Source organism: Streptomyces cahuitamycinicus (genome assembly GCF_002891435.1).
In the GTDB taxonomy this organism is placed as follows: Bacteria; Actinomycetota; Actinomycetes; order Streptomycetales; family Streptomycetaceae; genus Streptomyces; species Streptomyces cahuitamycinicus.
In genome coordinates, this window is sequence record NZ_POUC01000420.1 from 1 (window position 1) to 6,891 (window position 6,891).

The following is a 6,891-nucleotide window of genomic DNA, read 5'->3' on the forward strand; positions in this document are numbered from 1 at the left end:
ATCCGCCCCCGCCTCTTCCGCCCGCCCTACGGCGCCATCAACAACACCGTCAAGGCCGCCACCACCCTCTCGCCCGTGCTGTGGGACCTCGACACCGAGGACTGGAAGTACCGCGACCCCGCCAAGGTGGCCCGGACCGTCATCACCAAGGTCCAGCCCAACGATGTCGTCCTCCTGCACGACATCCACGCCACCTCGGTCGCGGCCGTTCCCGAGATCCTGCGCACCCTCACCGCCGAGGGCTACCACTTCGTCACGGTGAGCCACCTGCGCGCCACGCTGTGATCTCGGGGTCGCGTACGCCGGCATGCGGTGCGCTGACTTCACCCCGCTCGCTCCCTCGTCGACCGGTGCTGCCAGAGGGCACATGACGGCACCGTGTCCCCGGCCGCGAGCGCGTGGGTGTGTCGGGGCGTGGCAGACGAAAGTCGACACCGAGTGCACAAGGCGCGGGGAACCGCGCGACCGGCCACGAACGGCCCGCACCCGACGACGATACGATGCCCGACCAAGACCACACTCGGCTGACCCCCGGAGGGAAAATGGCAGGGGAGCCCCAGGAAGACTGCCTGTTCTGCAAGATCGTCGCAGGCACCGTCCCGGCGACGATCGTCCGCCGGACAGAAACCACCATCGCCTTCCGCGACATCAACCCCCAGGCCCCCACCCACGTCCTGATCATCCCCAAGGCGCACCACGAGAACGCCGCCGCCCTCGCCGCCGCCGACCCGGCCCTCACCGCGGACGTGCTCCGCGAGGCCCAGGCCGTCGCCGACGAGGAGAAGCTCGAGAGCTACCGCCTCGTCTTCAACACCGGCAGCGGCGCCGGCCAGACGGTGTGGCACGTGCACGGTCACGTGCTCGGCGGCCGCGGCCTCGAATGGCCCCCGGGGTAATCCGCCTTGTCCGTACGTGAACTGGTGGTCCTCGGCACCGCCAGCCAGGTCCCGACCCGGCACCGCAACCACAACGGCTACCTCCTGCGCTGGGACGGCGAGGGCATCCTCTTCGACCCCGGCGAGGGCACGCAGCGCCAGATGCTGCGTGCCGGGGTCGCCGCGCACGACCTGAACCGGATCTGTGTCACGCATTTCCACGGCGACCACTCCCTCGGCCTCGCCGGCGTGATCCAGCGCATCAACCTCGACAGGGTCCCGCACGAGATCACCGCCCACTACCCCCGCTCCGGGCAGCGCTTCTTCGACCGGCTCCGGTACGCCACCGCCTACCGCGAGACCGTCGGCATCACCGAGGCCCCGGTCGCCGCCGATGGACCCGTGGCCCGCACGGGCGGCTACACACTGGAGGCCCGGAAGCTGTCGCACCCGGTGGAGTCGTACGGCTACCGGATCGTCGAGCCCGACGGCCGCCGCATGCTGCCCGAGCGGCTCGCCGAGCACGGCATCCGGGGACCGGACGTCGGCCGCATCCAGCGCGAGGGGTCACTCGGCGGGGTCTCGCTCGACGACGTCAGCGAGGCGCGGCGCGGGCAGCGGTTCGCGTTCGTCATGGACACCCGGCTGTGCGACGGCGTGTACGCGCTCGCAGAAGGCTGCGACATGCTCGTCATCGAGTCGACGTTCCTCGACGAGGACGAGGAACTCGCCGTCGAGCACGGGCACCTGACAGCGGGTCAGGCCGCGCGGGTGGCCCGGGACGGAGGCGTGCGGCACCTCGTGCTGACCCACTTCAGCCAGCGCTACACGGAACCCGACGAGTTCGAGCGGCAGGCCCGGGCCGCCGGGTACGACGGCGAGCTGACCGTGGCCCACGATCTCCTGAGGGTGCCGGTTCCGAAGCGTCGGTGAAACGGCCGTACGATGAATTGATGTCCCTCCCCAAAGCCGAACTGCACCTTCACATCGAAGGCACCCTGGAGCCGGAACTCGCCTTCGAGCTCGCCGCGCGCAACGGTGTCACGCTGCCCTACGCCGACACGGACGAGCTGCGCGAGGCCTACCGGTTCGAGGACCTGCAGTCCTTCCTGAACCTGTACTACGAGCTCATGGCCGTCCTGCGCACCGAGCGGGACTTCGAGGACCTGGCGAACGCCTATCTCGCCCGGGCCGCCGCGCAGGGGGTGCGGCACGCGGAGATCTTCTTCGACCCGCAGGCCCACACCGGCCGCGGTCTTGAGATCGGCACGGTCGTCGAGGGGCTGTGGCGGGCGCTCGGGAACAGCGAGGCGAACCACGGCGTCTCGACCCGGCTGATCCTGTGCTTCCTGCGCGACGAGTCCGCCGAGTCGGCCCTGGCCACGCTCGACGCCGCCAAGCCCTACCTGGACCGGATCACCGGCGTCGGCCTCGACTCCGCCGAGGTCGGGCACCCGCCGGCGAAGTTCCGCGAGGTCTACGAGGCCGCCGCCGCGCTCGGACTGCGGCGGGTCGCCCACGCCGGTGAGGAGGGCCCGCCGGAGTACATCACCGAGGCACTGGACGTCCTCGGCGTCGAGCGCGTCGACCACGGGCTGCGCTGCGTGGAGGACCCCGCGCTGGTGGAGCGGCTGGTGCGCGACCGGGTGCCGCTGACGCTGTGCCCGCTGTCCAACGTCCGGCTGCGCACGGTCGACACCCTCGCCGACCATCCCCTGCCCGCCATGCTGGACGCGGGTCTGATGTGCACGGTCAACTCCGACGACCCGGCCTACTTCGGCGGTTACGCCGACGACAACTTCGACGCCGTGCGCGCCACCCTCGGCCTCACCGACGAGCGGCTGCGCGAGCTCGCCCGCAACTCCTTCCTCGCCTCGTTCCTGGAGGACGACGAGGAACTGCGGGCGCGGTATCTCGCCGAGGTGGACGCCTACGACTTCCAGAGCACGCCGTAGGGCCTCAGAAGACCTCCGAACCCGCCTTGTCGTAGGCACGCTGGGCGGGCACGGCCGGGGTCTGCACCGGAATCTCCACCACCGGCTGCTCCGGGGCCCCGACTCGGGGATCGCACCGGTGGGCGTGCCCGTGGCGGCGGCGACCAGAGCGGCCGGGTGACCGCCGCGGCGGCGGATCGCACCGGGCGGCAGCGGGGGCCGCCGGTGTGCAGGGCGACGGCGGTCATCGGCAGGGCGATCACCAGCGGTCCCGCGCCGAGGACCGCGCCCATGACCGGGAACCCGGCCCGCGCCGCCGGCACACTCGTCACGCGTCGACGGTGCTCTCGCTAACGCCAGTGCACCGATCCGGGCCCCGCCGGAACGGTCGCCTCGGCCTTGATCCGGATCTCCCGCATCACGGCGACGATCCGCTCCTCGTGCGCGGGCGTGAGCCGGGCGACCGGCACCGAGCAGCTGATCGCGTCCAGCGCCGGGCTGTCGTAGCGCAGCGCGAAGCCGAAGCCGACGATGCCGGTCACGCCCTCCTCGCGGTCCACGGACCAGCCGCGGGAGCGGATCTCCGCGAGGTCGGCCAGCAGGGACTGCCTGCTCGTGTGCGAGTTGGGGGTCAGCGCCTCGTACGGACCCTCGGGCAGCTCGCCGTCCGGCCGTTCCGCCAGCAGGGCCTTGCCCAGGGCCCCGGCGTGCGCGGGCAGGCGCCGCCCCACCCGGAGAATCGTCCGCAGGTACTCGTGCGATTCACGCGTGGCCAGATACGCCACGTCCGTGCCGTCCAGCCGGCCCATGTGGATGGTCTCGCCGAGCGCCTCGGACGCCTCGTCGAGGTACGGCCGTACGGCCCTCACCCGCGGGTCGGAGTCGAGGTAGCTCGTACCGGTGAGCAGGGCGTGGATGCCGATGCCGTACAGGGAGCCGGTGACGTCGGTGCGGACCCAGCCGCGTGAGATCAGGGTCTGCAGCAGCGCGTACATCGAGCTGCGCGGCACACCGAGTTCGGCGGCCAGCTCCTGGAGCCGGGCCGGGCGGTCGCCGCGCGCGGCGAGGAGTTCCAGCAGATCGACCGTGCGCGCCGCGGACTTTACCTCACGGACGCCCCCTGTGTCTGACATGCACCGATGGTAATCGGGCCGCACCGGGCGGTTGACGTTCGCATACCCAACCCTCATTCTCATACATGGATGCCATCTACATAAGGAGATGACTGGGAGATGACGACCGTGAGCGCCGGGCCGGTGGCGGTCGCACAGCGGCTGCGGGAGGGAATGGCCGGCGGCGTGCTGTCGTTCCCGCTGACCGGCTTCCGCGGCGACGGCACCTTCGACCCGGACGGCTACCGCGCCTACGTCGCGGAGCGGATCGCCGCCGCGCCCGGCGCCGTGTTCCCGGCCTGCGGCACCGGCGAGTTCTTCTCGCTCGACGAGGACGAGTACCGGCAGGTCGTCACCATCACCGTCGAGGAGGCGGCGGGCCGCGTCCCCGTCGTCGCCGGCACCGGCTACGGCTGGGCGCAGGCCGTCCGGTTCGCGCGCATCGCCGAGGACGCCGGAGCCGACGCGCTCCTCGTGCTGCCGCACTACCTCGTCGCCGCCCCGCAGGACGGCCTGGTCGCCCAGCTGGAGCAGATCGCCGCCCGCACCCCGCTGCCCCTGATCGCCTACCAGCGCGGCCAGGTCGCCTACACCGCCGGCTCGCTGCGCCGCATCGCCGCCCTGCCGAACGTCATCGGCCTCAAGGACGGCCACAGCGACCTCGACCGGCTGCAGCGCCTCACCCTGGCCGCGCCCGAGGACTTCCTGTTCTTCAACGGGGCCTCGACCGCCGAGATCCAGGCCCGCGCCTACGCCACCGTCGGCGTCCCCGCCTACTCCTCCGCCGTCCACGCCTTCGCCCCCGAGATCGCCGGAGCCTTCTTCAGTGCCCTGCGCGACGACGACCACGGCACCGTCGACAAGCTGCTGCGCGACTTCTACGTCCCGCTCGTCGAACTGCGCGACCGCGTCCCCGGGTACGCCGTCTCGCTGGTGAAGGCGGCGGCCCGGCTCCGCGGCCACTCCGTGGGCCCGGTACGAGCCCCGCTCACCGACCCCTCACCCGCCGACCTGGCCGCCCTCACCACCCTCCTCACCACCGGACTCGACCTCGTAGGAGCCACCCTGTGAACCTCACGATCGCGGACGTCCGCCTGACACCCCTCCTGGTCGCGGACCCGCCCCTGCTGAACACCCAGGGCGTGCACCAGCCGTACACGCCCCGGCTGATCGTCGAGGTCGTCACCGCGGACGGGGTCACCGGCGTGGGGGAGACCTACGGCGACGCCAAGTACCTGGAGCTGGCCCGGCCCTTCGCCGAGCGGCTGAAAGGGCGCCAGGTCAGCGATCTGAACGGCCTGTTCGCGGTCGCCGACCAGGTCGCGGTGGACGCCTCCCGGGTCGAGAACGCCGTCGACGTCGGCGGGCTGCGCGGCGTCCAGACCGCCGACAAGCTGCGGTTGTCCGTCGTCTCCGGCTTCGAGGTCGCCTGCCTCGACGCCCTCGGCAAGGCGCTCGGACTGCCCGTGCACGCACTGCTCGGCGGGAAGGTCCGCGACGCCGTCGAGTACAGCGCCTACCTGTTCTACAAGTGGGCCCACCACCCCGAGGGCGTCCCGGCCGAGAAGGACGACTGGGGCGCCGCCGTCGACCCGGCGGGCGTGGTGGAACAGGCCCGCCGCTTCACGGAGCGGTACGGCTTCACCTCCTTCAAGCTCAAGGGCGGCGTCTTCCCGCCCGACGAGGAGATCGCGGCCGTACGGGCGCTCGCCGAGGCCTTCCCGGGACACCCACTGCGGCTCGACCCGAACGGCGCCTGGTCCGTGGAGACGTCCGTGAAGGTGGCCCGGGAACTCGGCGAGGTCCTCGAGTACCTGGAGGACCCGGCGCTCGGCACGCCCGCCATGGCCGAGGTCGCCGAGCGCACCGGCGTGCCGCTCGCCACCAACATGTGCGTGACGACCTTCGCCGAGATCCGGGAGGCCTTCACCCGGGGCGCCGTCCAGGTCGTGCTCTCCGACCACCACTACTGGGGCGGGCTGCGCAACACCCAGCAGCTCGCCGCCGTCTGCCGCACCTTCGGCGTCGGCGTGTCGATGCACTCCAACACCCACCTGGGCATCTCGCTCGCCGCGATGACCCACGTGGCAGCCACCGTCCCGGACCTCCACCACGCCTGCGACTCCCACTACCCCTGGCAGTCCGAGGACGTCCTCACCGAGCGGCTCACCTTCAAGGGCGGCAAGGTGCCCGTGTCCGACGCGCCCGGCCTCGGTGTGGAACTCGACCGCGAGCGGCTGGCGGCGCTGCACCAGCGGTGGCTGGACGACGACGGCACCCTGCGTGACCGCGACGACGCGGCCGCGATGCGGATCGCCGACCCCGCGTGGGTGACACCCGCGATGCCCCGCTGGTAGGCCCCCTCCCGCCCGGGGCGGGGGCGCGGGCGGGCTCGGCGCGAGCCGACGGGACGGGTGGGTCCGGCGTGATCGGCGTCACGTATCGGTGACGTGGTGCAGACTGACCTGATCCGCACCACGTCAGGGAGCGCACCGTGACCGCGTCCACCGCCCCGGCCGGAAAGGGCCCCTCCGGAAAGGGATCGCCCCGCCAGAGCCAGGTCGATCCCCTCGCCCCGCTGCGCACGCCGGACGACCCGCCCTGGGACGTCTACCTCACCGGCACCGTCTTCCTGGACATCATCTTCACCGGCCTCGACTCCGCCCCGGTGCGCGGGACGGAGTCCTGGGCGCGCGGGATGGGGTCGAGCCCCGGCGGCGTCGCCAACATGGCCACCGCACTGGCCCGCCTCGGCCTGCGCACGTCCCTCGCGGCGGCCTTCGGCGACGACCACTACGGCGACTACTGCTGGGACGCACTGGAGCACGGCGAGGGCATCGACCTCTCCCCGTCGCGCACGGTGCCCGGCTGGCACTCCCCGGTCACCGTCTCCATGGCCTACGAGGGGGAGCGCACGATGGTCTCGCACGGCCATGAGCCGCCCCCCGAGGAACCGGCCCCCCAGTGCCC

Annotated in this window: 8 protein-coding genes and 1 pseudogene; 7 read left to right on the forward strand and 2 right to left on the reverse strand. The window is 72.3% G+C overall.

Going from position 1 to position 6,891, the window contains the following annotated elements:
* The 4 genes from C1J00_RS45650 to C1J00_RS35300 form a co-directional block, all read left to right on the forward strand.
* A partial coding sequence (locus C1J00_RS45650; protein WP_500691494.1) for a polysaccharide deacetylase family protein occupies positions 1-285 on the forward strand: 285 nt, incomplete at its 5' end.
* 257 nt (positions 286-542) lie between these two features.
* A complete protein-coding gene (locus C1J00_RS35290; RefSeq protein WP_102913023.1) occupies positions 543-896 on the forward strand; it encodes an HIT domain-containing protein in 354 nt (117 codons plus the stop codon).
* A gap of 6 nt (positions 897-902) precedes the next feature.
* The gene (locus C1J00_RS35295; protein ID WP_102913024.1) at positions 903-1,808 is read left to right on the forward strand and encodes a ribonuclease Z; all 906 of its coding nucleotides are present in this window, start codon (positions 903-905) and stop codon (positions 1,806-1,808) included.
* 20 nt (positions 1,809-1,828) lie between these two features.
* Positions 1,829-2,830 (forward strand): adenosine deaminase, encoded by a 1,002-nt coding sequence (locus C1J00_RS35300; protein ID WP_180989811.1) that lies wholly within the window; start codon positions 1,829-1,831, stop codon positions 2,828-2,830.
* Positions 2,831-2,834: 4 nt separating this feature from the next.
* Here the strand turns inward: C1J00_RS35300 and C1J00_RS47280 are convergent.
* Positions 2,835-3,135 (reverse strand): annotated as a pseudogene (locus C1J00_RS47280) (MFS transporter); the annotation flags it as partial.
* A 24-nt stretch (positions 3,136-3,159) separates the two neighbouring features.
* Complete coding sequence (locus C1J00_RS35310; protein ID WP_102913026.1) at positions 3,160-3,942, reverse strand: IclR family transcriptional regulator; 783 nt, start codon at positions 3,940-3,942, stop codon at positions 3,160-3,162.
* Between the two features lie 99 nt (positions 3,943-4,041).
* Here C1J00_RS35310 and C1J00_RS35315 point away from each other — a divergent pair, with 99 nt between their 5' ends.
* The 3 genes from C1J00_RS35315 to C1J00_RS35325 form a co-directional block, all read left to right on the forward strand.
* Positions 4,042-4,992, forward strand: a complete 951-nt coding sequence (locus C1J00_RS35315; protein WP_102913027.1) for a 5-dehydro-4-deoxyglucarate dehydratase — start codon at positions 4,042-4,044, stop codon at positions 4,990-4,992.
* Entirely contained in the window at positions 4,989-6,278 is a 1,290-nt protein-coding gene (locus C1J00_RS35320) for a glucarate dehydratase family protein (RefSeq protein WP_102913028.1), read from the forward strand. Before C1J00_RS35315 ends, C1J00_RS35320 begins: the two co-directional genes overlap by 4 nt.
* 137 nt (positions 6,279-6,415) lie before the next feature.
* Positions 6,416-6,891, forward strand: a 476-nt coding sequence (locus C1J00_RS35325) for a carbohydrate kinase family protein (protein ID WP_245936629.1), incomplete at its 3' end; no start/stop codon positions are given.

Coding starts and splice junctions, on each gene's coding strand:
- C1J00_RS35290 (WP_102913023.1), top strand. CDS start 543: ATGGCAGGGGAGCCCCAGGAAGACTGCCTGTTCTGCAAGATCGTCGCA.
- C1J00_RS35300 (WP_180989811.1), top strand. CDS start 1,829: ATGTCCCTCCCCAAAGCCGAACTGCACCTTCACATCGAAGGCACCCTG.
- C1J00_RS35310 (WP_102913026.1), bottom strand. CDS start 3,942: ATGTCAGACACAGGGGGCGTCCGTGAGGTAAAGTCCGCGGCGCGCACG.
- C1J00_RS35315 (WP_102913027.1), top strand. CDS start 4,042: ATGACGACCGTGAGCGCCGGGCCGGTGGCGGTCGCACAGCGGCTGCGG.